The sequence below is a fragment of the Stutzerimonas sp. NM35 genome (genome assembly GCF_054604355.1).
The window spans coordinates 2,721,314-2,746,424 of sequence record NZ_CM137728.1 but is presented as its reverse complement, the minus strand read 5'-3'; the positions used below and the strand labels follow the sequence as shown (position 1 = coordinate 2,746,424).

The 25,111-nt window shown below is 63.3% G+C and carries 23 protein-coding genes and 1 pseudogene; 10 read left to right on the top strand and 14 right to left on the bottom strand.

The window, feature by feature from the left end:
- Positions 1-66: 66 nt before the first annotated feature.
- Complete coding sequence (locus tag ACYCFC_RS12795) at positions 67-1,059, bottom strand: GlxA family transcriptional regulator (RefSeq protein WP_181086966.1); 993 nt, start codon at positions 1,057-1,059, stop codon at positions 67-69.
- A 159-nt stretch (positions 1,060-1,218) separates the two neighbouring features.
- On the opposite strand from ACYCFC_RS12795, the gene nfi reads away from it, so the two are divergent.
- The 4 genes from nfi to ACYCFC_RS12775 all read left to right on the top strand — a co-directional run bounded on the left by nfi (position 1,219) and on the right by ACYCFC_RS12775 (position 5,840).
- A complete protein-coding gene (gene nfi / locus ACYCFC_RS12790) occupies positions 1,219-1,944 on the top strand; it encodes a deoxyribonuclease V (protein WP_181086967.1) in 726 nt (241 codons plus the stop codon).
- A gap of 71 nt (positions 1,945-2,015) precedes the next feature.
- A complete protein-coding gene (gene ampD, locus ACYCFC_RS12785; RefSeq protein ID WP_459651821.1) occupies positions 2,016-2,567 on the top strand; it encodes a 1,6-anhydro-N-acetylmuramyl-L-alanine amidase AmpD in 552 nt (183 codons plus the stop codon).
- A 26-nt stretch (positions 2,568-2,593) separates the two neighbouring features.
- Positions 2,594-3,430 (top strand): regulatory signaling modulator protein AmpE, encoded by an 837-nt coding sequence (ampE, locus tag ACYCFC_RS12780; RefSeq protein ID WP_459651820.1) that lies wholly within the window; start codon positions 2,594-2,596, stop codon positions 3,428-3,430.
- Between the two features lie 379 nt (positions 3,431-3,809).
- Positions 3,810-5,840 carry a methyl-accepting chemotaxis protein gene (locus ACYCFC_RS12775; RefSeq protein ID WP_459651819.1) on the top strand — a complete coding sequence of 677 codons (2,031 nt, stop codon included), beginning with the start codon at positions 3,810-3,812 and terminating at the stop codon, positions 5,838-5,840.
- A gap of 79 nt (positions 5,841-5,919) precedes the next feature.
- Here ACYCFC_RS12775 and ACYCFC_RS12770 read toward each other — a convergent pair.
- From ACYCFC_RS12770 to ada, 3 genes and pseudogenes are all read right to left on the bottom strand, one after another.
- Positions 5,920-6,697 (bottom strand): annotated as a pseudogene (locus ACYCFC_RS12770) (TatD family hydrolase).
- 39 nt (positions 6,698-6,736) lie between these two features.
- Positions 6,737-6,979 carry a hypothetical protein gene (locus ACYCFC_RS12765; RefSeq protein WP_181085442.1) on the bottom strand — a complete coding sequence of 81 codons (243 nt, stop codon included), beginning with the start codon at positions 6,977-6,979 and terminating at the stop codon, positions 6,737-6,739.
- A 52-nt stretch (positions 6,980-7,031) separates the two neighbouring features.
- Positions 7,032-8,069, bottom strand: coding sequence for a bifunctional DNA-binding transcriptional regulator/O6-methylguanine-DNA methyltransferase Ada (gene ada / locus ACYCFC_RS12760; protein ID WP_459651818.1), 1,038 nt, complete (start codon positions 8,067-8,069; stop codon positions 7,032-7,034).
- Between the two features lie 159 nt (positions 8,070-8,228).
- Between ada and ACYCFC_RS12755 the strand changes: the two genes are divergently transcribed.
- Positions 8,229-9,119 carry a PA4780 family RIO1-like protein kinase gene (locus ACYCFC_RS12755; protein ID WP_459651817.1) on the top strand — a complete coding sequence of 297 codons (891 nt, stop codon included), beginning with the start codon at positions 8,229-8,231 and terminating at the stop codon, positions 9,117-9,119.
- A 69-nt stretch (positions 9,120-9,188) separates the two neighbouring features.
- Here the strand turns inward: ACYCFC_RS12755 and ACYCFC_RS12750 are convergent, their stop codons facing one another.
- From ACYCFC_RS12750 to ACYCFC_RS12740, 3 genes are read right to left on the bottom strand one after another with little or no spacing between them, the layout of a single operon-like run.
- Entirely contained in the window at positions 9,189-10,664 is a 1,476-nt protein-coding gene (locus ACYCFC_RS12750; protein ID WP_459651816.1) for an efflux transporter outer membrane subunit, read from the bottom strand.
- A complete protein-coding gene (locus ACYCFC_RS12745) occupies positions 10,664-13,720 on the bottom strand; it encodes an efflux RND transporter permease subunit (protein ID WP_459651815.1) in 3,057 nt (1,018 codons plus the stop codon). The genes ACYCFC_RS12750 and ACYCFC_RS12745 overlap by 1 nt, the downstream gene beginning before the upstream one ends.
- A 4-nt stretch (positions 13,721-13,724) precedes the next feature.
- On the bottom strand, positions 13,725-14,801 hold the full coding sequence (locus ACYCFC_RS12740) for an efflux RND transporter periplasmic adaptor subunit (protein WP_459651814.1): 1,077 nt from the start codon (positions 14,799-14,801) through the stop codon (positions 13,725-13,727).
- A 198-nt stretch (positions 14,802-14,999) separates the two neighbouring features.
- Here ACYCFC_RS12740 and bfr point away from each other — a divergent pair, with 198 nt between their 5' ends.
- Positions 15,000-15,467 carry a bacterioferritin gene (gene bfr / locus ACYCFC_RS12735; protein WP_181085454.1) on the top strand — a complete coding sequence of 156 codons (468 nt, stop codon included), beginning with the start codon at positions 15,000-15,002 and terminating at the stop codon, positions 15,465-15,467.
- A 57-nt stretch (positions 15,468-15,524) separates the two neighbouring features.
- Here the strand turns inward: bfr and ACYCFC_RS12730 are convergent, their stop codons facing one another.
- On the bottom strand, positions 15,525-17,447 hold the full coding sequence (locus ACYCFC_RS12730; protein WP_459651813.1) for a methyl-accepting chemotaxis protein: 1,923 nt from the start codon (positions 17,445-17,447) through the stop codon (positions 15,525-15,527).
- A gap of 307 nt (positions 17,448-17,754) precedes the next feature.
- Here ACYCFC_RS12730 and ACYCFC_RS12725 point away from each other — a divergent pair, with 307 nt between their 5' ends.
- Complete coding sequence (locus ACYCFC_RS12725) at positions 17,755-17,946, top strand: heavy-metal-associated domain-containing protein (protein WP_181085458.1); 192 nt, start codon at positions 17,755-17,757, stop codon at positions 17,944-17,946.
- 19 nt (positions 17,947-17,965) lie between these two features.
- Here ACYCFC_RS12725 and ACYCFC_RS12720 read toward each other — a convergent pair whose 3' ends face one another.
- A complete protein-coding gene (locus tag ACYCFC_RS12720) occupies positions 17,966-18,601 on the bottom strand; it encodes a TetR family transcriptional regulator (protein WP_181085460.1) in 636 nt (211 codons plus the stop codon).
- 176 nt (positions 18,602-18,777) lie between these two features.
- Here ACYCFC_RS12720 and ACYCFC_RS12715 point away from each other — a divergent pair, with 176 nt between their 5' ends.
- Complete coding sequence (locus ACYCFC_RS12715) at positions 18,778-19,962, top strand: Bcr/CflA family multidrug efflux MFS transporter (protein WP_459651812.1); 1,185 nt, start codon at positions 18,778-18,780, stop codon at positions 19,960-19,962.
- A 61-nt stretch (positions 19,963-20,023) separates the two neighbouring features.
- On the opposite strand, the gene ACYCFC_RS12710 is transcribed toward ACYCFC_RS12715, so the two are convergent.
- A complete protein-coding gene (locus ACYCFC_RS12710) occupies positions 20,024-20,974 on the bottom strand; it encodes an adenosine deaminase (protein ID WP_459653991.1) in 951 nt (316 codons plus the stop codon).
- Between the two features lie 456 nt (positions 20,975-21,430).
- Complete coding sequence (locus tag ACYCFC_RS12705) at positions 21,431-22,021, bottom strand: IMPACT family protein (RefSeq protein WP_459651811.1); 591 nt, start codon at positions 22,019-22,021, stop codon at positions 21,431-21,433.
- On the opposite strand from ACYCFC_RS12705, the gene ACYCFC_RS12700 reads away from it, so the two are divergent.
- Positions 22,020-22,304 (top strand): hypothetical protein, encoded by a 285-nt coding sequence (locus tag ACYCFC_RS12700; RefSeq protein WP_459651810.1) that lies wholly within the window; start codon positions 22,020-22,022, stop codon positions 22,302-22,304. The two genes, ACYCFC_RS12705 and ACYCFC_RS12700, sit on opposite strands and share 2 nt — an antisense overlap.
- 62 nt (positions 22,305-22,366) lie before the next feature.
- Positions 22,367-22,696 (top strand): four-helix bundle copper-binding protein, encoded by a 330-nt coding sequence (locus ACYCFC_RS12695; protein WP_459651809.1) that lies wholly within the window; start codon positions 22,367-22,369, stop codon positions 22,694-22,696.
- A gap of 16 nt (positions 22,697-22,712) precedes the next feature.
- Here the strand turns inward: ACYCFC_RS12695 and ACYCFC_RS12690 are convergent, their stop codons facing one another.
- The 3 genes from ACYCFC_RS12690 to ACYCFC_RS12680 form a co-directional block, all read right to left on the bottom strand.
- On the bottom strand, positions 22,713-23,138 hold the full coding sequence (locus tag ACYCFC_RS12690) for a hypothetical protein (RefSeq protein ID WP_459651808.1): 426 nt from the start codon (positions 23,136-23,138) through the stop codon (positions 22,713-22,715).
- Between the two features lie 69 nt (positions 23,139-23,207).
- Positions 23,208-23,666: a DUF2214 family protein gene (locus ACYCFC_RS12685; RefSeq protein WP_459651807.1), complete on the bottom strand. Its 459-nt coding sequence runs from the start codon at positions 23,664-23,666 to the stop codon at positions 23,208-23,210.
- Between the two features lies 1 nt (position 23,667).
- Entirely contained in the window at positions 23,668-25,038 is a 1,371-nt protein-coding gene (locus ACYCFC_RS12680; RefSeq protein ID WP_459651806.1) for an MATE family efflux transporter, read from the bottom strand.
- Positions 25,039-25,111: the final 73 nt, after the last annotated feature.

The window sequence follows — 25,111 nt, the reverse complement described above, 5'->3', positions numbered from 1 at the left end:
AAAAGCTGGGCAAGTATTGTCACGGGCCTGTCCAGCCTCCAGCCTCCAGCCTCCAGCCTCCAGCCTTCAGCCGTTCTTGTGCCGGTACTGCTGCCGATACTGGTTCGGTGACAGTTCGGTGTGGTGGCGGAACAGGCGGGCGAAGAAGCTGGCGTCGTCGTAGCCGACTTCATAGCTGATGGTCTTGATGCTCTTGCGCGTGGTCGAAAGCAGGCTCTTGGCCGTTTCGATGCGCAGCCGCTGCAGGTAATGCAGCGGTTTGTCGCCGGTGGCGCTCTGGAAACGGCGCATGAAATTGCGGATGCTCATACCGTGCTCGCGGGCCACGTCTTCGAAGCGGAATTTCTCCGCGAAGTGTTCTTCCAGCCATTCCTGTATCTGCAGCACGCGCGTATCGAGGTGCAGTTTCTGGCCGCCGAAGCCTATGCGTCCCGGACTGTAGTTGCGCTGCACCTCGAAGAGAATGTCGCGCGCCATGCCCCGGGCGACACTGGGGCCGCAGAAACCCTCGACGAGATGCATGTAAAGATCGCACGATGAGGTGGTGCCGCCGGCGCAGAAGAGGTTGTCACTGTCGGTCAGGTGCTTTTCCAGGGTGAGCAGTGCGCGAGGGAAACGCTCGGCAAACTCACCGGCGAAACGCCAGTGAGTGGTGGCTTCGCGCTCATCGAGCAGGCCTGCGGCGGCCATCCAGAAGACCCCGCTGGCTTCTCCGCAGATGGCACTGCCGGCGGCGTGACGCTCCTGGAGCCAGGGGGCGACCTGTGGATACTGCTGGCAGAGTGTGTCGAAATCTCCCCAGAACGCCGGCAGAATCACCGCATCGGTCGCCTCAAGCGCGCCGTCTACTTCAATGCGGGAACCGTTGAATGTCGTGACCGGATTACCGTCAGGGCTGACCAGCCAGGTTTCCAGGGCGGGCGTCAGGCCCAGGCCGAGCTGTTTGCCATAGCGCAGGCTGGCCATATGGAAAAAATCCTTGGCTTGCATCAGGGTGGAGGCGAAAACGCCTTCGGTGGCCAGAATGCTGACGCGTTTCAAAGCGTGTGCGTTGAGCATGGTTTCTATTCTGCAGGTCGTTATTTTTATTGAATGGCAAGGTATATCTGCCTTCATTAGGCAGGAGCGTCTTATTTTTTCGGCTGAGTGTCCAGTCACATCGACTCGGAGCGGCGAAATACGGTCCTGTCGTTGTCCATCCGTAACGGAGGATTTTCTATGACTTCAACAGTGCCACGTCCTTATGCCGACGCCTTTTCAGGCTGGGATGGCAGCACCGCGGCGGCGCGTGAGATGCAGAAAGAGCTGGCCGGCAAGGTCGTGCTTGCAGACGACTTCGGACCGTTGCAGCTGATTGCCGGTGTCGATGTCGGCTTCGAGGAAGGCGGCGCGGTGACCCGTGCGGCAGCCGTGCTGCTCGATGCGCAAACCCTGGTTCCGGTGGCGCAGGCGCTGGCGAGGATTCCCACCAACATGCCCTATATTCCCGGTCTGTTGTCCTTTCGCGAATTGCCGGCGGTGTTGCAGGCGCTCGACGCGCTCGGGCAGGTGCCGGATCTGATTTTCTCCGACGGCCACGGCATCGCCCATCCTCGCGGACTGGGTATCGCGGCCCACCTCGGTGTAATCACCGGATTGCCGACCATCGGTGTCGCCAAGAAAATACTCACCGGCCAGCACTCGCCACTCGGCGAGCGGCGCGGCGATCAGGTCGATCTGCTGGACAGGAACGGCAACATTATTGGCACCGTGCTGCGCAGCAGGGACAAGGTGCGTCCCCTGATCATTTCGCCAGGCAACCGGGTCAGCCTGGAGACTGCGCCGCAACTGGTGATGCGTTATGTCACCCGCTACCGCCTGCCGGAGCCGACCCGCCTGGCCGACCGCCTGGCCTCGCGCCGCGATGAAAAACGTGCAGCTACCCAGCCACTTCTGGATTTGTAATGACAGCCTGCTTGCGGCCTGCCGCCAGCAGGCGCTAGCCTGCAGGGCCGCAATAGCCAGGATTCGCCGCGATGCAGCTGGATCACGCGACAGGCTGGTGCCGAGGTATCCGCCATTGTCCCTCGCCTAACTTCAATCAGCGCCCGGATGGTGAAATCTCGCTGCTGGTCATCCACAACATCAGCCTGCCGCCGGGGTGCTTCGGTACGGGTAAGGTGCAGCAGTTCTTCCAGAATTGCCTGCCAGCGGGCGAACATCCCTTCTTCGAGGACATTGCCGCCTTGCAGGTGTCGGCGCATTTCCTCATCGAGCGCGATGGCGCGGTCACCCAGTTCGTCTCCTGCCTGGATCGCGCCTGGCATGCAGGTGTTTCGCGTTTTGGCGAGCGCGAAGGCTGCAATGACTTTTCCCTCGGTATCGAGCTGGAAGGGACCGACGATGAGCCTTTTTGCGAGGCCCAATACGACAGTCTGATCCGCCTCTGCACCCTGTTGCGACAGGCCTATCCGGCCATAACGCCAGAGCGGATCTGCGGTCATAGCGACATCGCGCCGGGCCGCAAGACCGATCCAGGACCGAAATTCGACTGGTCGCGCCTGCGTGCGGCTGCGATCATCGCCTGAATCCGTCCCGTCCAAGGACCTGATACATGATTTTTCTGGTGGTTTTGCTGGTACTGCTGATCGAGAAGCTCACCGATTGGCGACAGGATGTGCAACAGGACGAGCCCTGGTTGCGCCTGCTGCGGCGCGTCGAGGTCAGTTCCAGGCTGGCGGCGATGCCCTGGCTGGGGCTGTTGCTGGTGGTATTGCTGCCCGTGCTGTTGCTCGGGCTGCTGTTGATGGCGCTGGAGCCGCTGGCCTATGGCTGGCTCAGTCTGCCGCTGCATCTGCTGATGCTGCTCTATAGCCTTGGTCGCGGGCATGCCAAGCGTGAGCTGGGACCGTTCCGCGATGCCTGGCGACGTGGCGATGAGGAAGCTGCGGCACTGGTCGCCGAGCGTGATCTGGGCCTGACTGCGGCGGATGCGCCAGGTCTGCTACGCGCCGTGGAGGCGCGGTTGCTCTGGGGCAGCTATCAGGGCTTCTTTGCGGTGATTTTCTGGTATCTGCTGCTGGGACCGATGGCGGCGCTGGCCTATCGACTGCTGGTCCTGACCTGGGAACATGCACACACGGACGCCATGCGTGAGCGGGCCGGTCAATTGCTGCACGCCTTCGACTGGCCAGCGGTGCGTGTGCTGCTGCTCAGCTTCGGCCTGGTCGGCAATTTCGTCGCGGTCAATCGTTTCCTGTTGCATGAGTTGCTGAACTGGGACATTCAGGCTCGGCAATTGTTGACCAATATCGGTCCGGCTGCCGCCGAACTGGGCGAGGCGGCGGAGGGTGAAGCGGGGCTCGTCCGGCTCGATAACCTCACGGCCTTGCTGATGCGCACGCGTATGCTCTGGTATGCGCTTATCGCGCTCTGGGTCATCTTCGGCTAGGTTCGCGGCGGAAGTTGCGAAGCCTCTCGGGTTACGCCTTCAAGCCGTCGGATTACGCCTGCGGCTAATCCGACCTACGGGAACGGGCCATGCCCGTGAAGTGATTCCGCAGCGGAGCATGGGCCTTTGTTCGCAAGCATGGCCCGCACCTGCGGGGATGCAGCTCTTCGAGCATCGATTAGGCTTTCGGATCGTCGGATTACGCTTTCGGCTAATCCGGCCTACAACTTCGGGACGGAATCATAGGCACTCTGCCATTACGTTAATTTACAAATCCGACGGCGTATATCCCGTATAAGTTGTTGTGCTACCTCTCTGACGAGCCCTGCTGCAGCCATCGAAGCTGCAAGCACAACAACAAAAAGTTGGGAGACGTCTTTTGAACAGCCTGTTGAGTCCCGCCATTGCATTGATGAATCGCCTGAGTTTCGCCCTGAAATTCAGCCTGATCAGTGTGCTTTTCTTCGTACCCATGCTGCTGACCAATTTCTACCTGGTGCGCGATTCGTACCGGGAGTTCGTCGGTACTCGCCATGAGCTGAAAAGCCTGGAGCTGTTGGGCAGTGCGTTGCAGCTGCGACGGCAGATGGAAGACTGGAAGGACCTGGTCGAGATCGAAGGCATCATCGGCCAGACGGGCGGCGAGCAGGGGCTGGTGACACGGTTGGCAGACGCCGAACGTGAGCTGTCGACGCGCATGCAGAGCCTGGCGCCGGTCAGCGATGATGCTGAGCAGATCGAAGAATTCAACAGGCGTCGCGACACCCTCGCGGCGGCCTTGCGTGATGCCCAGGCGCAGCAGTCGCTGCAGGCCAAGGCGGCCATGGCGCGGGCATTGCTGGGTGAGACGCAGGTGATGATCAAGTTGATTGCCAGCCAGTCCGGGCTCAGCCAGGACAGCCAGCGGGATGTGCGCATGCTGGCGGAGCTGCTGACCTCCGTGACCCCGTCCATCACCGGCATCCTTGGTGAGGGGCGGGCCGTTGGAGCCTATACTTTTGGCCAGGGTTATCTGAATTCGGATGCCAGCAACAAACTGGATGCACTGGTGCTTGAGCTGGAAAAACAGCAGAACCAGTACGCGGCCCAGTTGCAGGACGTGCTCGCCGGCAGTGCCGCCGCGTTACGGCACCTGGACAGCTTTACCCGAGCGAGCCGTGAATCGCTGCAGATCAGCAGCGATATCTTCCAGGATCAGGTGATCATGGCCGAGACGCTGGATCAGTCATGGGACGCCTTCTATGACCTGATCAGCCGCGAGATGGCGAAAACCTATGCGCTCAACGATGAGATCCTGACTTTCCTCGACGCCGAGCTGGCCGTGCGCCTGGAGCAGAAGCGCCTGCTGATGGCTGGCCTGCTGGCGGCGCTGGCACTGGTGTTCGTGCTGGTGGTCTACCTCTACAGCGCCTTCTACATGTCCACTCGTGCGTCGCTGCGCAGTCTTGGCGCCACCATGGATCGTGTTTCCGCCGGCGACATGACGGCGCGCTGCGAGGTGCGCAGCCGTGATGAACTGGGCGAACTGGGGCAGGTGTTCAACGAGACGGTGGCCAGAATTCGCGAGTTGATCGAGCGGGTCAGCCAGACGGTCGCCGAGGTCGAGCGCCAGGCCGCGCAGGTTGAAAGGGTTTCAGGCGAAAGCAACCAGACGGTATCCGGCCAGCGCGGACAGATCGAACAGATCGCCACCGCGATGAATCAGATGTCGGCGACAGCCCAGGAAGTGGCCAGCAGCGCCGAGTCTGCAGTGGGCAGCGCGCATGACGTCAACCAGCAGACGCTCAGCGGTCGCGGTCTGGTCGAAGCCCAGGTGCATGGCATCGAGCGGCTGGCGGCGGAAATCGAACAGTCGGTGGAGGTGATCAATCGGCTGGCCGGCGACAGCAAGTCCATCAGCCAGGTGCTGGATGTGATCAAGGGGGTCGCCGAGCAGACCAATCTGCTGGCACTCAATGCCGCCATCGAGGCCGCGCGCGCCGGTGAGCAGGGACGCGGGTTTGCCGTGGTGGCCGATGAGGTGCGTAACCTGGCACGGCGCACCCAGCAGTCCACCGAGGAAATCGAGCAGATGATCGCCCGCCTGCAGGGCGGTGTTGGCGCGGCGGTGAAGACCATGGGCGCCAGCCATGCGATGGCTGACGAAACGGTCCAGCAGTCGGCGCAGGTCCGGCAGGCGCTGGAGCACATCCTCGGTGCGGTGGGCGTCATCGTCGATCAGAATCAGCAGATCGCCGCTGCCGCCGAGCAGCAGACAGCGGTGGCCCATGATATCGACCGCAACATCGTGGCCATCAACGAGGCCGGGCAGCGCACCGCCGAAGGCGCCGGGCAGACCGAGCAGGCCAGTCGCGAACTGAGCGAGTTGGTGGGGCGTTTGCAGCGTTTGATTGCTGCGTTCAAGGTCTAGCAGGCCATTGAAAGCTGACGATTGGTCGTAGGGTCGAATTCATTCGACCGTGATTTGCCAAGGCCGAACACGTTTGGCCCTACCAGCCAAACAGCTCGCAGCTGTTGCGATAGCTGGCTTCTGCCAGTTCTTCAGGGCTGATGCCGCGTAGTTCGGCCAGCTCGCGGCAGATGTCCGGGAGGAATTCCGGGCTGTTGCGCTGGCCGGCGTGGCTGTGTGGCGTGATGTCGGGAGCGTCGGTTTCCAAGACGATACTGTCCAGCGGTAGTTGCTGCAGGACGCGGTGCATGCGGTGCGCCTGTGGCCAGGTGCCGGCGCCGCCGAGACCGAGCTTGTAGCCGAGCTTGATGTACTCGCGGGCTTCTTCCCAACTGCCACTGAAGGCATGGGCAATGCCGGCGCGTTTGAGCCTGTGCCGCTTCAGGGTTGCGATCATTGGTGCATGGGCGCGCCGTACGTGCAGCAGTACCGGCAGTCCGAATTCGTCGGCCAGGTCCAGCTGGGCTTCGAGTATGTGCTGCTGGCGCTCCTTGTCCGGATCCTCGATGTAATAATCCAGGCCGACCTCGCCGATGGCGCAGAGCTTTTCCTCTCCCCGCAGGCGTTGCAGCCAGTCGCGCAGCTCATCCATGTGCTCCGGTCGATGATCCTGCAGAAAGACCGGATGCAGACCCAGCGCGGCGTACACGGCGGGCTCGTCCAGCGCCATCTGCCAGACTCTCTCCCAGTTCGCCTGATGCACGCCGAGCACCAGAAACGCGCTCGACGCCCACGCGGGCGCAGCGGGCCAGCACCTCGCGGCGGTCGGTATCGAAGGGGGCGAAGTCGAGGTGCGTGTGGGTGTCGATCAGGGGCACGGCGGGCGTCTCCTTTCATTGTGTCGGGGCATGGGCCGCTCAGCGCTTCTGTTCTTCGATCCGGATATCGCTGACGCCAAGCTCGGCCATGCGGATGTGCTCGCTGGCACGCTCCGGTATCTCCCAGGGGGCGTCGGTGGCTGCGCGCGGCTCCCTGACATGGTGTAGAAGAATTTCCAGCTCGACCTGCTTGAAGGCGGGCTTCTCGAAAGCGTCCAGCGTCAGCGACGCCGGGTTGCCATTGATCAGGTAATGGATGCGGTAGCGTTTCAGTTCGGTCATGGCGGCGGCTCTTTTTTCGGTGGTGTGCAATATCTGACCGCTCGGATCGTCGTCAGGCTCCCGATTTTCCTCGCTCCGCTTCGAGCAGGGCGGTCTTGCGCTCGATGCCCCAGCGGTAACCGGTCAACGCCTGGTTGGCACCCACGACGCGGTGACAGGGCACCAGCAGCCCTATGGGATTGCTGGCGCAGGCACGGGCGACGGCGCGTGCATGGGTGCCCAGGCTCGCGGCCAGTTCGCCGTAGCGACGGGTTTCGCCGGCCGGAATGTTCTGCAGTGCCTGCCAGACACGCTGCTGAAACGCCGTGCCGCGTAGATCCAGCGGCAACAGGGCGGCACGGGTTGGCTCTTCCAGCTGGTTCAGGATCGAGCGCAGCCACTCGCCGAGCCCGACCTGATCGCGAATGAGTTCCGCCGCTGCGAAACGTGCCTGAAGTTCGTCGAGCAGCGCTTGCTCCTCATCGGCGAACAACAGGGCGCAGATGCCCTTGTCACTGGCGGCGATCAGCAGCAAGCCCAGGGGGCAGGGGCTGATCGCATAACGCAGGGCTTCGCCGGCGCCCTTGCGTCGACGCTGTGCAGGGCTGATCGCTGCGATGTCCTGATAGGCGCCGCGCGTGCTGCCGTAGCCAGCCTTCAGTGCCGCGTCGAGTACCGATTCGGCGCCTGGGAGCTGCGCCTCCAGCCGCTCGCGGCGCCGTGCGGCAGCCCATGCATGGGGCGTGAGGCCGGTCCGGGCCTTGAACGCGCGAGACAGATGCGACGCGGACAGGCCGATGCGGGCCGCCAGCCTGTCCAGCGTCATCGGCTCGGGGCTTTCATCGAGCAGACGGCAGGCGGCGATTACCAGCGCATCCAGCTGTTCGACCGGACTTTGACCATGCGGCGCGCAGCGCTTGCATGCGCGATAGCCGGCGGCTTCGGCGTCGGCGGCATTGCTGAAGAAGCTGACGCCGTCCCGCCCGGGGCGACGCGCCGGGCAGCTGGGACGGCAGAAGATACCGGTCGAGCGCACGGCAAACACGAAGCGACCATCGAAGTCTGCGTCGCGTTCGCAGAGGGCTTGCCAGCAGCGGTCGTAATCGATCATTGCGCGGCTCCTTGGGGTAGTCGTGTTCGATTGTCTGCGCTGTTTGCCGTCGGTGCCAATCCGCAATGCGCTTTCAAACTTGCGGGCGAGCATGGAAGCGTGCTGACGATTACCGTAACCTGCAGGCCTGTGTAGCCGAGAAGGGTCTGTAAATCGCTGATGAAAACGCCAAAACGACTCGAACCGCTGGTCGAGGATGGGCTGATCGATGAGGTGCTGCGCCCGCTGATGAGTGGCAAGGAGGCAGCGGTCTATGTGGTTCGCTGCGGTGAGGAGTTGCGTTGCGCCAAGGTCTACAAGGAGGCCAACAATCGCAGCTTTCGGCAGGCGGTGAAGTATCAGGAGGGGCGCAAGGTCCGCAGCAGCCGCGATGCCCGCGCCATGGCCAAGGGTTCCAAACACGGGCGCAAGGAAAAGGAAGAAAACTGGCAGAACGCCGAAGTGTCGGCCCTGTTTCGCCTGGCCGAAGCGGGTGTGCGCGTGCCCAAGCCTTATGACTTCCTCGATGGCGTGCTGCTGATGGAGATGATCTCGGGTGAAGACGGCGATGCCGCCCCGCGCCTCAACGATGTGGAACTGCACCCCGATGACGCTCGAGAATTCCATGCCTTCATGATTGGCGAGGTGGTGAAGATGCTCTGCGCCGGCCTGGTGCATGGCGACCTCTCCGAGTTCAACGTGCTGCTCGATGAGCATGGCCCGGTGATCATCGATCTGCCGCAGGCGGTGGATGCGGCTGGCAACAATCATGCGCTGGAGATGCTTGAACGGGATGTCGGCAACATGTCCGCCTACTTCGGGCAGTTTGCGCCCGAGCTTCGGTTCACTCGCTATGCCAAGGAAATGTGGGCCTTGTATGAGGTGGGCAAACTGACGCCGGAAACCGAACTGACCGGGGAATTCGCCGAGCCGGAAGATGCCGCCGACCTGGATGCGGTCATGCGTGAAATCAAGGCGACCCTGGCCGAGCAGGCGCGCAAGGAAGCCTTGCGCAACGCCGTTGACGAACCCACCGACGAGCCGCCTGTGCCGCCGTGGATGCGGCACTGAATCGATGACGAAAGGCTCATGCCTCACGAGCCCTGCATCGCTGCGGTTTATCTGCGTATCGCTATCTGTTCACCGCTCCGTCGCAGCTTCTGCATCTTGCTGCAGGTGTGGCTGCGTCTCCCAGCCTCCACCCAGTGCCACGAACAGCGCAACCTGCGCGGTCGCCAGGGCAGCGCGGCCCTGCAGGGCCTGTTGCCTCGCCTGCAATGAACCGCGCTGTGCATCCAGCACGTCGTTGAGGTTCGCCTCGCCCAGGCGGTAACTCTTCTGTGCCAGTTGGTAGGCGTATTCGCGGTGCTGCAGTGTGTTACGGAGCGAATTCAGCCGCTTTTGTTGGCCTTCGATGCGCGCCAGCGACTGCTCGACCTCTTCCAGCGCCTCTGCCAGTGCCTGCTGAAAGCCAAGGTAGGCGCTTTCGCCTTCCAGGTCAGCCAGGTCGATGGCTGCGCCGCGGCGCCGATAATCGAGAAATGGCAGGCCGAAGGTGGCGCCGATCCGGGCGAAATTCGATGCCGACGAAAAGGCATCGCCCAGCGCCAGCCCGGAGCGCCCGACTGCCGCCTGCACCGCCAGTGTCGGGAACAGGTCGCGGCGAGCGGCCAGCGATTGCAATTGTGCGGCCTGCAGCTGCGCTGCCTCGGCGATCAGGTCCGGGCGTCGGCGCAGCAGGTCCAATGGTTGCCCCGGTGGAATGGGGTGCTCGGCCAGCGGCACCCTTGTCGAGGCCGTGAGTTGGTGCGCGGTGCTGCCTGGCGGTTCGGCGAGCAGCGTATCCAATGCCAGTCGCGCTTCGGCCAGACCGATGTCCAGTTCATCGAGGTCCGCTTCCAGGGAAGCCCGCTCGGCGGCGCTGGCCTCGACATCCAGACGGGTGACCTCGCCGGCCTCGAACAGCGCGCAGGCGATGCGCTCAAGCGCCGAAGCCAGCTCAATGCCTTCGACCAGCAGCGCCCGCTGGCCTTCCAGTGCACGCAGTTGCACATAGCCTTGGGCGGCATTCGAGGCGACCGCCAGTCGTGCGGCGATGGCTTGTGCCTGAGCTGAGCGGATCTGCTGCCGCGCGCTGTCGGTCCGTGCGCGGGTGGCGCCGAACAGATCCAGCTCCCAGCTGGCCTGCAGTGCCAGCTCCCAGCTGTCGAAGGTGATCACGTCATCCGCGGGTATGAGTTCGCCAATCGAGCTGTTCGGGTCCGGGTCGTTGTCGTTTTCGATCCACTGGCGACTGACCGAACCTGGCAGGTCGAAGCTCGGGAACAGCCCTGCGCGGGTCTGGCGCAGCTGTGCCCGCGCGGTGTCGACGCGCAGCATCGCCAGGCGCACGTCACGGTTGTTTTCCAGTGCCTGGCGCACCAGGTGGGTGAGCGCCGGATCCTCGAACTGCCGCCACCAGTCGGCGAGCGCCTCGGTATCGGCAGGTTGCTGGCGTACGGCATGAAACCAGGCTTGCGGGACCTCGGGCCGGGGTCGTTCGGGTACGCTGGAGCAGGCGCCCAGTGTCAGCGCCAGCGCCCAGACCAGCATTCTGCAGGGCAGACGGCAGGGCATCAGGTTTCCTCCCGTTTGACGCGCATGAACAGCAGGTAGAGGCAGGGCACCGCCAGCAGCGTGAGCAGGGTGGCGAAGCTCAGCCCGCCCATGATGGTCACCGCCATGTTGGCGAAGAAGGGATCGAACAGCAGCGGTACCATGCCCAGCACTGTGGTGCCGGCTGCCATCATGACCGGGCGCAGGCGCGAAACGGAGGCTTCGACGATCGCGGTCAGGCGCGGGACCTGATCGGCGATCTGCCGGTCGATCTCGTCCACCAGCACCACGGCGTTCTTGATCAGCATGCCGGTCAGGCTGAGCAGGCCGAGCAGCGCCATGAAACCGAATGCCTGACCGGTCAGCAGCAGGCCGAGGGTGACGCCACACAGTGCCATGGGTACCACCAGCCAGATCATCAGCGGTTGGCGGACCTTGGCGAACAGCAGCACCGTTACCAGGACCATCGCCAGGTACGGCACGGCCAGGGTGCTGGCCAGCGCCTGTTGCGCGTCGGAAGACTGTTCGTGGTCGCCGCCCCATTCCAGCGCGTAGCCGAGCGGCAGCTCGATGCCCTCGATAAGCGGACGTATCCGCTCGAAAGCGAGATCGGTGTTTTCACCGTCGCGCGGTTCGGCGCGGATGGCGATGGTGCGCTCGCGGCCATAGCGACGAATCATCGAGTCCTCGGTGGTTGCCTCAACGCCATCGGCCACCTGCGCCAAGGGTACGTAGCGACCGCTGGCCGGACTCCAGATCAGCCGCTGCAGGAGATCGTCAGCGGCCAGGCGGTCCTCGGGCGTGGCGCGGAGCAGAATCGGAATCAGCTCGTCGCGGTCACGGAAAACGCTCGCCTGCCAGCCTTCACTGGCTACCGACAGTGCTTGCGCCACCTGCTGGCGGGTCAGCCCGGCATCGGCCAGGCGGTCCAGATCCAGGCGCGGACGCAGCACCGGCACCGGAGCGCGCCAGTCGTCGCGAATGTTGAAGACCTGACCCTGTTCCTGAAGCAGTCGCTGGCCCTCGGCGGACAGCCGGCGCAGCTCCCCCAGCTCGGGGCCGCTGATGCGGGCTTCGAGCTTGGCTTCGGCGTTGGGGCCGAACATGAATTGCGCGGCGGCAACATCGGCGGCTGGATAGCGACCCGGCAGTGTCTGGTTCACCTCATGCACCAGGCCAGCGATCACTTCGGCATCCTCGGTGTGCACCAGAAAGTGCATCAGCGAGGAGTTGGGCTGCTCCGGCGCATAGGTGAGCATGAAGCGCGAAGCGCCTGCGCCAATGAAGGTGGACACATCGCTGACGCCGTCGAGCTCCTGCAGATAGGCTTCGACCTCCCCGGCGGTGTGTGCGGTTTCGTGAATATGCGTGCCCTGCGGCAGGAACAGGTTGAGGTAGAAGATCGGCGTGCTCGATGGCGGAAAGAAGCTCTGCGGCACGCGGCTGAAGCCCAGCACACTGAGCACGGTGAGCACCACCAGTATCCCCAGCGTCAGCCAGGGGCGCGCCAGCACGCCGCCGACCAGGCGCCTGTGCCGTGTGTAGATCGGCCCGTCGTAGGTCGTGTCGGTGGCGTCCCGGTCATCGGCCTGCCGCTCTTGCTTGCGCTCCAGCAGGTAATGCCCGAACAGCGGCACCACCAGCAGTGCCAGCAGCCAGCTCAGCAGCAGCGAGACGGCGATGACGAAGAACAGCGAGAACAGGAACTCGCCGGTGGTGTCCTGGGAAAGGCCGATCCCGGCGAAGGCCAGGATACCGATGATGGTCGCGCCCAACAGTGGCCATTGCGTCTGCCGTAGCGTCTTGCGTGAGGCGTTGAGGATGCTCATGCCGCGCTGCTTCTGGATCAGCATGCCGTCGCAGATCACCACGGCGTTGTCGACCAGCATGCCCATGGCGATGATCAGCGCCCCGAGGGAGATACGTTCCAGCTCGATCCCGGACAGCCACATCAGCAGCAGCGTGCCGAGTACCGTGAGAAACAGCACGGAGCCTATGATCATGCCAGCGCGCAGGCCCATGGCCAGGCAGAGCACGCCCACCACGATGGCCACCGAAAGGAATACGTTGAGCGCGAAGGCGTTGACCGACTCGTTGACGATGCTGTGCTGCTGGTACAGCGGATGCAGCTCGGCGCCCAGTGGCATGCGGTGCTGCATGGCTTGCAGGGCGGCCTCGACACTGTGGCCGACCTCGACGATGTTGCTCCCCGAAACGCCGCTTATCCCCAGAGTCAGTGCCGGTTCGCCGTTGTGCCGGATGATCTGTACCGGGCGCTCGGCATAGTCCCGGCTCAGCGTGGCGATGCTGCCCAGCGCGACACTCCGCTGCCCCTGGCCGACGGGCAGCGCACGTAGCGCATCCAGCGAGTCGAACGCACCGCTCGGGCGCATCCGCACGAAGAACTCTCCGGCCCGCACGCCACCGGCCTCCATCGCCGCGTCGGCATCGCCGAGGGCTGCGACAAGCTCTTCCGGGGCCAGGCGCAGCGCGGCCAGGCGCGCCTGATCGACCTCGACCAGAATACGTTCCTCGCGGACCCCGGCGATCTCCACCTGGCCGACCCCATCTGCCGTGATCAGGCCGCGCCGCAAATCCTTGGCCACTTCGTGCAGCTCTTTGAGCGTCAGACCATCGCCTGTGAGCGCGAAGAAGATGCCATAGACGTCGCCGAAGTCATCATTGACCAGCGGTGGGTCGATACCCGGTGGCAGCGCCTGGCGGGCATCGTCGAGCTTGTTGCGCAGCTTGTCCCAGATCTGGTCGAGTTGCTCGCCGGCATAGCGATCCTGGATCTCGACGCGGATTTCGGCCTGGCCGATCATCGAGCGCGAGCGGATTTCCTTGATCTCGGCGAGTTCCTGGATGACGCTTTCCAGCGGCTCGGTGATTTCCTGCTCGACTTCAAGCGCGGTGGCGCCGGGGTATTGCACCGTGACGATGGCTTCCTTGATGGTGAATTCGGGATCTTCCAGGCGGCCCATCTCGAAGAACGCGAGCGCCCCGCCTATCAGGCAGATCAGTACCAGTACCCAGATGTTGACGGGCTTGCAGATGGCGTAACGGGCTACATCCATCCGCTTACTTCCGCCGCTCGGCTTTGATCGTCTGGCCTTCGGCGAGTTTGCCGCCTCCGGCTACCACCACCAGCATGCCACTCTCCAGCTCGCCGCCGATCACTGCCTGATCGCCTTCGATGCGTTCGAGCCGCAGATCGCGGCGCCGGGCCTGACCTTCCACTGCCAGCCAGAGGTAGTGGGCGCCGTCGGGTGCGGTCTGCAACGCATTGAGCGGCAGGCGGAAGCGCGCTTGTCCGTCCTGTTGCGCCGCCGCGGGGCGCTGCAGGTGGACCCGCATGGCCATGCCCGGCAGCAGGTTGTAGTCGCGCGGCGGTTCGCCCTGCAGGGTCAGGCGATAGGTGCGCGAGCCTTCGCGCGGTTGGGTGCTGTGTTCCTTGTAGCGCAGCGGCAGTTTCAGCTCGGCGATCACCAGTTCGCCCTCGGCCTGCAGGTCGGGGCTTAGCGGGATGCTCAGGGCAGCGGTTTCGGGCAGGTCGACGCTGACTTCGATGTGCTGGTTGTCCTGCAGCTCCAGCACCGGCGAGCCGATGGCCACCACCATGTCCGGCTCGGCCAGACGCCGTGCGATCACGCCGTCGAACGGCGCCAGCAGTCTACTGTGGCCGATGTCGCGCAGCGCGCTGTCGTGCGCCACCCGTGCTGCCACTACATTGGCCTGCAACGGCTCGATGGCGGCGGGGGCGAGAATGCCCTCGGCCAGCAGCGCGCGCTTGCGTTTCAGGTCCGCCTCCAGCTGGCGCAGCCGCGCCTCGGCCTCGCGCCTCTGGAGTTGGTAATCGGTGTGGTCGAGTTCGACCAGTGGCTGACCCTTGCTGACCCGTGCGCCTTCGTCGACCAGGATGCGCTCGATGCGCCCCGGCACCTGAAAGGCCAGCTGCGTGGTCGTCACGCTCTCCACCACACCAGCGAAGCGCAGTGTTTCCGGCGCCGGGTCGAGTGGCTGCAAGGGCTCGACGAAGGCGATACGTGGTGGTGGTGCCGCCGGCTCCTCGTCCTCTGCACAAGCGACCAGGACGAGGGTGGCGCATAACGACGCGATGAAACGGAATTGACGAAAGACTGTTCGGGGCAGTGGCATCCAGACTCCGGCGCGAACGGGGCAGAACGGAAATCGGCGGCGGTGCGAACCGTTGCGATAGATTCAGTAGAGCCCGCCGCCTGCTCGGTAGTTCGCAAGAGACCGGCCAGTCGTCTTTCCCTGCGGCATGGCGATGCTTCGTTCGGCGTGGATTGGGCGTATCATTACCCCGCGTTTCACTGTCAGGAGAAAGTTGCAATGCAAGGTCAGCCACAGGTCATCGAGTATCTGAAGGAACTGCTGCGTGGAGAGCTGGCCGCGCGCGATCAGTATTTCCTGCACTCGCGGATGTACGCCGATTGGGGCTTCAGCAAGCTCTACGAGCGCATCAACCACGAAATGGAAGAGGAAACCCAGCACGCCGATGCGCTGCTGCAACGCATCCTCTTTCTCGAAGGCACACCCGACATGACGCCCGATGCGCTCAACATCGGCCACAGCGTGCCGGACATGCTGCGCAATGATCTGGCGCTGGAATACAAGGTGCGTGAGGCACTGGCCAAGGGCATCGCTCTGGCCGAGCAGCATGATGACTATGTGACGCGTGACATCCTCGCGCTGCAATTGCACGACACCGAGGAAGACCATGCCTACTGGCTGGAGCAGCAACTGGGGCTGATCGACCGCATCGGCTTGCAGAATTACCTGCAATCACAGGCCAGCTGATTCATTCCTCGACGCGAGGCCAGGCGCAATGCCTGGCCTCGTTGCCTCCGGCGCCGGTCAGATCCGGAAACGACTGACCATCGTCTGCAGCTGGGTGCCCAGGCGCGCCAGTTCCACGCTCGACGCTGCCGTCTGCTCGCTCGCGGCGGCGGTCTGCTCCGACACATCCCTCACATTCACCACGCTACGGCTGATTTCCTCGGCCACTGCGCTCTGCTCTTCGGCTGCCGTGGCGATCTGCTGGTTCATGGCCTGGATATTGGAGACAGTGCGGGTGATGCTGGTCAGCGAGGTGCCCGCGCGGCGTGCCAGCTCGACACTGCTCTCGGTAAGGCTGCGGCTACTTTGCATGATGGCCGCGACTTGCTGCGTGCCGCCGTGCAGGGCGCTTACCAACTGTTCGATTTCCTCGGTGGACTTCTGCGTGCGCTGCGCCAGCCCGCGCACTTCATCGGCCACCACGGCAAAGCCGCGACCGGCCTCGCCCGCACGTGCCGCCTCGATGGCAGCATTGAGTGCCAGCAGGTTGGTCTGCTCGGCCACGGCACGAATCACACCCATCACGCTGCCGATCTTGTCGCTGTCGCTTTGCAGTTCCGTCATTGCCTCCGAGGAGCGAACGACTTCCTTGGCCATGCGCTCGATCTGCGTGACTACTTTAGTGACGACGCGGTCGCCGTCGCGGGCTTCGATATCCGCTTCGGTGGCGGCCTGCGCCGCCTGTTCAGCGTTGCGTGCGACCTCGTGGACTGTCGCCGACATCTCGTGCATGGCCGTGGCGACCTGATCGGTTTCCTCTTTCTGGCTGTTGACGCCGGAGCTGGTCTGCAGGGTGACTGCAGACAGTTCTTCTGCAGCGCTACTGATCTGGCTGACACCGTCGCGAATGCCACCGATCAGTTCGCGCAACGTCGCGCCCATCTGCTGGATGCCTCGCTGCAGTGTGCCCAGTTCGTCGCGCCGAGTGATCTCGGCGGTGGCGCTCAGGTCGCCGGAGGCGATGCGTTCGACGTCCGCCAGGGTGGCGCGCAGCGGCAGGGTGATCTGTCGGGTGATCAGCCACGCGGCGAGAACGCCGAACAATAGCGCCAGTGCTGCACTGAGGATCAGGCGGGTATGCGCCTCGCTGCTTTCGATGTCCAGGCGGTCCAGCTGGAACTGATAGAGCACGTCGCTGATACGTACGATTTCCGCCTGCCGGTCGGTCATTTCCTGGCGAGACTGGGCGATGGCATCGGTAGCCGCCTGGAGTGAGTCGATGGCCGCACGGTACTGGCCCAGTACAGACTGGATCTGCTGGAGCGCATCGTGACTGGCACTGCCAAGCGCGTCGTGATGCCGTTCCAGCGTGGCCTGGGCGGTTTCGAGCTGTACGTCGATGCCCTGGTCGCTCTGCGGGCTGGGGGCCGCCACGTAGACCTGCAGCAGGTATTGCGCCTGCTTCAGCTCTTCCTTGATGCGGGCGATGGCCTGCAATCGCTCGAAGCGCTGTTCGTCGTAATCGGGCAGTCGCAACACCTGTTCCATGACGCTTGCGGTCAGCTCGTCCAGGCGTTCAGACGCCTCATCGATCATCAGCTGCGATGTCTTGGCTTGCGCATAACCCTTGCGCATATCGTTCAGCGCGCGCTGGTATTGCTCGTTGTAGCCGGCCTGCTCCTTGAGCAGCACGAGGTTCGCCGGGTTCTTGAAGGTGTTGAGCAGTTTGCTCTGCTGGGCGAGGTAGACGCCCAGGTTCTTGTCCAGACGCTCGGCGGACGTCTGATCGGCGTTGGCCAGCATGAACTGCAGGCGGGCGATGCGCAGGTCCGTCAGGGTTTTGTTGAGCAGGGAAATCTCGCTCATCCAGCCGCTGCGCTGGGTCACGCTGGCCAGGCTGCTCCAACCGCTCCATGCCAGGATGAAAGTAAGAATCAGGACGGCGCCGAAGCCCACGGAAAGCTTTCGGCTGACGCCAATGTTGGCAAACCAGTTGTTCATGCAGGTACTCAATTCAGTGCGATCGGAGGGCTGCCAATGAGTCGCCGGCGGCCAGACCCGCTGTCGGCGGGCTCTCGGGAGACTTTAATTTGACGGCTGTATGGCGCCAGTAATCCGACGAAATGCCGTTGAGGGGCTGAGACTGCGCTTGGGAGCTGCCGGGTCACAAAATCGCTGCAATGAAGGGGCCGTGGTTTCCGGCTGATCTTTACCTTATGGAAGATAACTCCGCCGGGGGCTTGACCTTGTCACTATGGCAAGCCCGAGAATGTGCAGGTTTCAACAACTGCGATACCAGGAGAACATCATGCAGACATTCAACGTGAGCGGCATGACCTGTGGGCATTGCGAGCGCGCCGTGATCAATGCGATCAAGGCACAGGATGCGCAGGCCGAGGTTCGGGTCGATCTGCAGGCCGGGACGGTGCAGGTCGAGGGCAGCCTGAGCGAAGCGACGATACGGCAGGTGATTGAGGAGGAGGGCTATTCGATTAGCTGACTTGCACAGCGTCCGCCCGTCAGGTTGTTTGCCGCGCTTTTTCGTCCCAGTCGCGTATCAGGCCGCGAAACAGCGGGTCGATCAGCGCGGCGCTATCGGTTTCGGGATCGTACAGCGTGGGGTCGCGAGTCCAGTCGCTGAACAGTCCGATCAGCATTGCATGCAGTGCGAGAGCCGCGAGTCTGGGCGTTACACCCGGATATAGATTATTGGTTGCGCGGTCCAGCAGCTGCTCACACAGGTCGATGAATTGATTGATGAACGCCTGGTGGCGTTCTTCGGCTTCACGCAATTCCTCGGTGAACTCGCAGCGATGCAGCAGGATGGTCATGATCCGGCGTTTCTGCTCATCACAGGCCAGCGCCCGGACACCTTCGATGCAAAGATTGCGCAGCGCCAGCAATGGCTGTTGCTGGCCGCAACTGCACAACCGTTCGGCCATCTGCTCGGGCGGCAGACGTACCTGATTGAGCATTTCGTGAAACAGGTGCGCCTTGTTCTGAAAATGCCAGTACACCGCACCGCGAGTGACGCCGGCGTCACGGGCGATCTGATCCAGGCTGGTATGGGCCACGCCTCGCTCCAGAAACAGCTTTTCGGCGGAAGCCAACAGGGCGATACGGGTTTTCTCAGCGTCTTCTTTGGTTCTTCGCATGTCATTACTGCAGCATCTGGGCTGCGACCTTCGTTGCGTGGATTTCGTGTCGGCGAACGCCGTGTGAAACTTTACACGTTTACAGTCGTCGTTGTATGTAACAGCATCTGGCCTTTACTGTAAAACGCCCGACGGCTGTGGTTCGCCGGGCTCTTCCCGCTTTGCGAGTGTCTTCAATGCCTTTTCGACTTCTTCTGATACTGGGTGCGCTCAGCGCCTTCGGCCCGTTGGCCATCGATTTCTACTTGCCGGCGTTCCCGGCCATGGCGAGCGATTTCGCCACCGACGTCGAGCATGTCCAGCTGTCGCTGGCGGCTTATTTCATCGGTCTGGCGCTTGGCCAGTTGGTCTATGGCCCCCTGGCGGATCGCTACGGACGCCGTTGGCCGCTGCTGGTTGGCGTGACGCTTTTTACCCTGGCGTCCCTGGCCTGTGCGCTCGCGCCGACACTGGACTGGCTGATCGCTGCGCGCTTCGTACAGGCGCTGGGTGGTTGTGCCGGAGTTGTGGTGACCCGTGCGGTGGTGCGTGACAGCTGCGAGCCGGTGCAGGCGGCGAGGGTGTTTTCCCAGTTGATGCTGGTGATGGGACTGGCGCCGATCCTCGCGCCGCTCGCCGGGGGCCTGCTGATGAATGCCTTTGGCTGGCAATCGATATTCGTTTCGCTGACGGTGTTCAGTGCCGCCTGTGGCGTCGCCGTTGCACTCTGGTTGCCGGAAACGCTGCCGGTCGATGCACCCCGATTGCACCTGAGTGGCACTCTGGGCCGATACGCCGAGCTGCTGCGTGATCGCGAGTTCATGGCCTTCGCGCTCTGTGGCGGCGTCGCCATGGCGGGCATGTTTGCCTATATCGCCGGCTCGCCGTTCGTGTTCATCGAACTCTATGGCGTTCCCGCCGAGCATTATGGCTGGCTGTTCGGCTGCAATGCGGCAGGTTTCATCGTGGTATCGCAGATCAATGCGCGGCTGCTGCGCCTGCGTGGGCCTGGAACATGGTTGCGGCGCTTTGTCTGGCTGTATTTTTCCAGTGCGATGGTGTTGCTGGTGATCGCCCTGAGCCAGCCCGAAGCGCTCTGGCCGCTGCTGATTCCACTGTTTCTGGGAATCGCCAGTCTTGGCAGCATCCTGCCCAACGCCACCGCCTGCGCGATGGCCGGGCAGGGGCGCCAGGCCGGACTGGCTTCGGCGCTGATGGGTAGCATGCAGTTCAGCATCGCCGCAGGTGCTTCAGCCCTGGTTGCGGGACTGCACGACGGTACGGCGGCGCCGATGGCGCTGGTCATTACCGCCTGTGCCTTGCTGGCCGCGGGCCTGGCCTGGTACACCGGCCAGCTGGTGCTACCGGAACGGTCGAGCTAGCGTCTTGCCCACACGCGGGTGTGGGCGCGATCCTTCAGGTCATGGAGCGCATTGGCCAAGCTCAGTTGGCCAGCCGCGCATCCAGGCTGTTCTGCGCCAGGCGCCGCGCCTGTTCTTCGGTCATGCCCAGGCTCTCGTGCAGGGCCATGAAGTTCTCCGTCACGTAGCCACCGAAATAGGCCGGATCGTCGGAATTCACCGTGACCTTCACACCCTGCTCCAGCAGTTGCAGGATGTTGTGCTGGCTCATGTCGTCGAATACACGCAGCTTGGTATTGGACAGCGGGCAGACGGTCAGCGGGATCTGCTCTTCGATCAGGCGGGCGATCAGCCTGGGGTCTTCGGCGGCGCGGACGCCGTGGTCGATGCGGCTGACCTTGAGCAGGTCGAGCGCCTCCCAGATGTACTCCGGCGGGCCTTCCTCGCCGGCATGGGCGACGGCCAGGAAGCCTTCGGCACGCGCCTTGGCGAATACGCGCTCGAACTTGCTCGGAGGGTGGCCCATTTCGGAACTGTCCAGGCCCACGGCGAAGAACGCATCGCGAAACGGCATGGCCTGTTCGAGGGTCTTGAATGCGGCTTCCTCGGGCAGATGGCGCAGGAAGCTGAGAATCAGGCCGCTGCTGATGCCCAGCAGTTCGCGCCCGTCGGCCAGCGCATCGCTGATGCCGCGCATCGCCACCTCGAAGGGTATACCGCGATCGGTGTGAGTCTGGGGATCGAAGAAGGGCTCGGTGTGCACCACATTCTGTTCTTCGCACTTCTGCAGGTAAGCCCAGGTCAGGTCGTAGAAATCCTGCTCGGTGCGCAGCACATCGGCGCCACGGTAGTACAGGTCGAGAAATTCCTGGAGATTGCCGAAGGCATAGGCGCTGCGCAGGGCATCGACGTTATCCCAGGGCAGGCTAATCCTGTTGCGCTCGGCCAGGCTGAAAAGCATTTCCGGCTCCAGCGAGCCCTCCAGGTGAAGGTGCAGTTCGGCTTTGGGCAGGGTGTTGAGCCAGTTGTACATAGGAAGGTTCTCATCGACGTTTGCACGCATTCTAGTGGCCTGGTGCAGCGAAAGGGCAACCGAATCCATTCTTGGCCCGGCTCATGTGCAGATTGCCGGTGTATGGCAGCGAGATGAAGAAGGCATGACGCTGGTGAAAAAATGATCAGCCTTGACAAGCGCAGCAACCATCGGTGTTCGGAGGGTTATTCCCAGTGTTATCCACAGAGTTCTCCACCTGTTCAGGGTATAACTCCGTGCTTGACAGTGGACGATAGTGGCAGTCTGGCTTTTCCCTGAAAAAGGCTCAAAGCTTAGATTTATCAATGCCTTGGACCCTTGATCTGGCATTTTGAGCGAGCTTTGCTCAGTAAATGCTCAACTTTCCAAAAGCCGCGCCGTTGCGCTCTTGCAGGCAGTCATCAAAAGGTTATCCACAGCGCACTCCACAGCAAATGTGGGCAACATGAGGCGTGATCAGTCATCGGCAGCCGACAGGCGGCTGCGGCCTCGACTGATATCGGCCAGCAGTCGTTGCAGCGCAGCGCGTCGGGCTTCGGGGAGGGCCAGTTGCAGCTCGGCGCCTTCGGCATCGAAGGTTTCGCTTTCGATCAGCGCCTCGTATTCCTCAAGGCGCGCCTTGAGCAGGGCCAGCTCGGCAAAGCGGCAGTGGCAACTGTAAAGGGATCTGGGCACCAGCTCGATACGCTCGCCGCCCTGCAGGCATTTCGCCGCCGAGCCGCCATAGGCCCGCGCCAGGCCTCCAGTGCCGAGCTGGATGCCGCCGAACCAGCGAGTCACCACCACCACGACCCGGTCGCAGTCCTGGCCCTCGATGGCGCTGAGCATCGGTCGGCCTGCAGTACCACCGGGTTCGCCGTCGTCGCTGAAGCGGTAGCGATTGCCGATTTTCCAGGCCCAGCAATTGTGCGTCGCGCTGCTGTCGCTGACGGCCTGGATGAACGCCTGGGCTTCTTCCGGGCTGGAGACCGGCGCGGCCCTGGTCAGGAAGCGGCTCTTGCGGATGGTTTCCTGGAATTCGCAGGGCGCGGCGAGGGTAAAGGTCATGAGTGCGTTGCGTGCTGGTTCGGTGCGCCATTGTAACGGCCATGGCGGCGAGCCGCGCATCCTGGGGGCATTGGTCAGGGCGATCGCGCTATGGCGTTATTCCTCGATGGTGGTTCCTAAAGCGCTGGAGGCTGGACGAAAAAACGCCATGTGCGCTCGAACCTGGAGCGCTTGTCGTTCAGCCTCCAGCTTTGCAGCGCTGTTTTCGGCTCTTCGAGCGCGCTCTGGGTCATTGGTCGATCAGCTTGAACTTTGCGGCGCGGCGAGCCCATCAAACGGATGACGGTTGCCCGACGCTAAGTCACTGGCCGGGCCTTTGATAATCAGCATGACGGAGATTATTCCATGCTCAATCCAAACTATCAGGCCTGCATCCAGGCCTGCTCCAGCTGTGCGCTGGTCTGCGAAACCTGCGCCGCCTCCTGCCTGCGTGAGGAAGATGTGAAGATGATGGCGCGCTGCATCGAGCTGGATCGCGACTGCGCCGACCTCTGCGCACTGGCAGCCGTGCTGATGACCCGCGACAGCGAGCATGCCCAGGCCATCTGCAAGCTGTGCGCGCAGGCGTGCCGTGCTTGTGCAGAAGAATGTGGCAAACACCAGGCTGATCATTGTCAGGCCTGTGCGCAGGCCTGCCGGCGTTGTGCCGAGGAATGCGAGCGCATGGCTGCCTGAGCAGCGGGTCGCCGCCCTATTGCGTGGGCGCCTGGTCTGCGTCAGGCTCGATCGGTGAGTCTGACGCAGAGTTGTCCACGGCCCGATTGCTGGCACGACAGGTCAGTTCGGCGAAGGGCTCATCCGGTGAGTAATCACCCGGCACCCGTTCGACCTGCTGGCTGTTCGGGCTCAGGTTGAACACCGGCGGTGCGGAAGTGCTCGCCCTGGCTTCACTGGGTACGTGAAATTCGCAGGTCACCATTTCGTCGGTTCTGTTCACTACCCGAACCGCCCGGATGCCTACCAGTTCGCCGCCGGCTTCGGTCGTGGCGGTCGGTACGCCCATGGCGCTGATTTCGATATCCAGGCCGTTGAGGTGGGTAATGACTTCCGGTTTGGGCGTCTGGGCCAGTGCGACCGACGCGCACGTGCAGAGGGCGAAGAGCAGATGCTTGGTCATGGAAACCTCCTTGGTTGAATGCTGCTTGGAGGCTCTCGATGGCCGAGGGTTCGCTTCGAGTGCAGGCAATCAGTGCAGCATCACGCCGTAGCCTCGCACCATCAGGGCCGCCAGTAATGGGATCAGCAGCAGGGCGAGCAGTTCGATACGGATGATCAGTGTCACCCGGCGCGCATGGCTCGGGGAGAGCGTCGGGATCTGGCCGGCCTTCAGCGCCGAGCGCCATTTGAAGAAGGTCAGGGTGGGGTAGATGGACAGCAGGGCAATGACGAAGAACAGGCCGACCTTGGTGTGGAAGAGGCTGTTGTTCAGGTAGTAGTCCAGCCCTTTGCCGTAGCGCATGGCGCGTGCGGCGCCGGTGATCAGCACCAGGCCGGCAACGATGCCGAAGGCGATATCCACGCGGTACAGGCTGCGTGCCCGCTCGAAATCCAGTGGCTGGCGCAGCAGCTGATGTTCGAGCACGAGCAGCGCGAAGAGCAAAAGAATCGCCACGAGGTGCAGGTAGGCGACGACGGCATAGACCATGTCAGGGTCCTTTCGGTGTGGGTGCGGCATGCGGCGAGGCGAACCATTGCCGCTGGCGTTGCAGGCGTCGGGCGATGGCGCCCAGGCAGATCCCGCGCAACAGCATGAAGGCGAGAAAGGCCAGCCACAATCCGTGATTGCCCATGTCTCGCAACAGCCAGCCCAAGGGTAGCGAAATCGCCACGGCCAGCAGCATGGCATTGCGCATTTCACGGGCGCGGGTGGCGCCGATGAACAGTCCGTCGAGTAGATAGCTCCATACGGCCACCAGCGGCAGTGCGGCCAGGTAGGGCAGGTAGGCGATGGCCATTTCGCGCACGTCGGGAATATCGGTCTGCAACTGGATGAACAACGGGCCGCCAAGCAGGAAGAACAGACCAAAAGCGAGGCTGGCCAGCAGCGACCAGCCACCGGAAACGGTGAGGATGCGCCGCAGTTCGAGGCGGTTGCGTGCGCCAATGGCATGCCCGCTGAGTGCTTCGATGGCGTGGGCCAGGCCGTCCAGGGCATGGGCGGTGAGCAGCAGGCCATTGAGCAGCAGGGCGTTGGCCGCGACGGTGGTGTCGCCCAGGCGCGTGCCCTGCACGGTGACGAGAAAGAACACCAGCTGCAGCGCCAGCGAGCGCAGGAAAATGTCGCGGTTGACCGACATCAGCGGCTTCCAGTTGGTCCAGAGGCGCAGCGCCTGGCTGTCCAGCCGGCCCGGATGGCGCCGCAGGGCGCCGCGGGTCAGGGTCAGCCCCACCAGAAGACCGCTCCATTCGGCGATCACCGAGGCGCGTGCGGCACCGGCTACGCCCCATTCCAGGCCGAGGACGAACCAGAGGTCCAGTGCGATGTTGATCAGGTTGGTGGTAAACAGGATCGCCAGGGGCGCGCGGGCATTCTGGGTGCCGAGAAACCAGCCGATCAGTGCCATGCTGCCCAGCGCAGCCGGGAGACCGAACAGGCGCGTATGGAAGTACATCTGGGTCAGGCTGTCGAGCTCAGCCGAGGGCTGCATCAGTTGCAGGGCGAGCCCCTTGAGCGGCAGAGCAACGACACTCAGCAGCAGGGCAAAACCAAGTGCCAGCAGCAGGCCCTGCAGCAGCACCTGGCGCAGGGTGCCGCCATCGTTGCGTCCGGTCGCCTGCGCCGCGAAGCCGGTGGTGCCCATGCGCAGGAAGCCCATCACCCAGACCAGCAGCGTATAGAGACTGCTGCCCACGGCGACCGAGGCCAGCTGATGGGCATGGGGCAGATGGCCGATCACCGCGCTGTCCACCAACGCGACCAGCGGTACGGAAAGATTGGACAGAATCATCGGCGCAGCCAGCGCCCAGACACGTCGATGAGTGGGTGCGTGCCGCCAGGCAGCGAGCAGCCGGAACATTGCGGGCCTCCAGAACAGCCGGCCACTATACCGAAGCTCGCGGCTTGGCGCCGGGCGATCATGCTATGGAAAT